Raw genomic sequence first — 2,385 nt, forward strand, 5'->3', positions numbered from 1 at the left:
CTGCTCCCGCGGATAGTCCGCCGCCGTGTCGTTGAATCGCTCGACGATCTGCGCTTGTTCCTGCGGCGTCGCGATTTGGATCGCCGATAGGGTTGTTTGCGGATCGGCGACGATCCCATCGATGAGCCGGATCAGGTGCTCCGCCATCCGTTCCACGGTCTCGCGCTTGTAAAGCGACGTGGCGTATTCGAAGCCGCAGCCGATCGTCTCCCCTTCCTCGGACGCGTGAAGGGTCAGGTCGAACTTCGACACCGTATGCTCCTGCGGATAAGGAACCAGTTGCAGCCCGGCGATCCGCTGCTCCTTTTGTTCCGTATTTTGCAGCACGAATAACGTATCGAACAGGGGGTTGCGGCTCATATCTCTCGGGATATTGAGCTTTTCGACGAGTTCTTCAAACGGGTAATCCTGATTTTCGTAAGCCTGCAGCGCATGTTCTCTGACATCCTGCAAATAATCGAGGAACGTCTTCTCTCCCGACGGATAATTGCGGATCGCCAAAGTGTTGACGAACATGCCGATCAAGCCGCCCAAGTCCGCGTGCGGTCGACCCGCTATCGAGGTCCCGACAACGATATCCTCCTGACCGCTGTATTTGCCAAGCAATGCGGTATACGCCGCAAGCAGCACCATATACAGCGTCGTCCCGCTTTGCGCCGCGAGCCGCCGGAGCCCCTCGCTTCGTCCGCGGTCAAGGACAAATTCATATACACTGCCGCTAAAGCTTCGTACCGCGGGACGCGCGTAATCGGTCGGCAGGTCGAGCACGGGCAGGTCCCGGGAGAAAACGTCCAGCCAATAGTTCTCCTGTCGGCGGTAACGCTCGCTTTGTTTTTGACCTTGCTGCCAAACGGCGTAATCTTTGTATTGAATCGCAAGCGGCGGCAAGTCCTCCCGTCCGTACAGCCGGACAAACTCCTGAACGAGAACGCCTATGGACGTTCCGTCCGAAATAATATGATGCATGTCAAACATCAAAATATGACGATCCTGCCCGTTTTCGATCAGCCCGACCCGGAACAACGGGGCCTGTGTCAGATCGAACGGGCGCACGAACCCTTGAACGAGCCCGGCGGCTTCTTCTTCTCCCGCCTGCATGAACTCCACGGAAAAACGGACGTCTTCATGCAATCGTTGAACCGGTTCGCCGCCGTTTACCGTGTCAAAGCTGGTTCGCAGCGTTTCGTGACGCGCAATGAGACGGCGGAACGCCTCCTCCATCCGGGCCCGGTCGAGCGGCCCTTCCAGCTTCATCACGCCCGGCATATTATAGCTGAGCCCGGCGCCGGAGAACTGCTGCAGCAGGTACATCCGTTTTTGAGCCGAGGACACGGGATAATGGTCGCTCTCTGCGGCAGCCGATATCGAGGCGTATGCGGTTTGTTCCATCGCTTCGATTACTTGCGCAAGCTGTTCGATCGTCGGATGCTGGAACACATCGCGAAGCTGCACGTTTTTCTGCAGCTCTTTTTGAATGATCGCTACCAGGTTGGTCGCGCGCAAGGAATGCCCCCCGAGATCAAAGAAATTGTCTTTGATCCCTACGGCCGAAAGCTCTAACACGTTTTTCCAAATGTCGGCCAATTGCACTTCCAGCATCGTTCGCGGGGCCACGAATTCCGTTCCCGTCTGAACGCTTCCTTCCGGCACAGGCAGCGCTCGGCGGTCCACTTTGCCGTTGGGCGTCAGCGGAATCCGCTCCACCTGCACGAAATACGACGGCACCATGTACCCCGGCAGCTCCTGCGACAGCACGCTGCGCGCTTCTCCCGCACTCAGCTCGCCCTCCGCCGTGAAGTACGCGCACAGCTGCTTTTGCCCCTGCTCGTCCTCCCGCGCGATCACGACCGCTTCCTTCACGCCTTCTACGCGCAGCAGCTGCGTTTCCACCTCGCCCAGCTCGATCCGATAGCCGCGGATTTTCACCTGCTCGTCGATCCGGCCTTTGTATTCCAGCGTCCCGTCCGCACGCCAGCGCGCCAGGTCTCCCGTCCGGTAGCAGCGCTCTCCCTCGCGTACCGGGCTCGCAATAAACTTTTCCGCCGTCAGCTCCGGGCGGTTCAAGTAGCCCCGCGCTACTCCGTCTCCGCCGACGATCAGCTCGCCCCACGCTCCGACCGGCTGCAGCTTCATCGCGCGATCGACCACATAAGCCGTCGAATTCGCGATCGGACGGCCGATCGGCACCGCTTCCTTCTGCTCGCCTGCTATCGCATGTGTCGTCGAGAACGTCGTATTTTCCGTCGGACCGTAACCGTTGACCACACTCAGCCCCGGGTTATCCCGCAGCACCCGGTTGATATGCGGCACCGATAGCACGTCTCCGCCCACGATCAGCGTCTTCATGTCCCCGAACAGACGGTTGCTCTGCTGCGTCAATTGATT

General features: G+C 59.2%; 1 protein-coding gene. It reads right to left on the reverse strand.

Features of this window, described 5'->3' with window-relative positions; translation table 11 throughout:
• Window positions 1-2,385, reverse strand: a 2,385-nt coding sequence (locus tag QJ48_RS30070; protein ID WP_157261805.1) for a condensation domain-containing protein, incomplete at both ends; no start/stop codon positions are given.

It is taken from the genome of Paenibacillus sp. A3, assembly GCF_001399685.1.
Taxonomy (GTDB): Bacteria; Bacillota; Bacilli; order Paenibacillales; family NBRC-103111; genus Paenibacillus_G.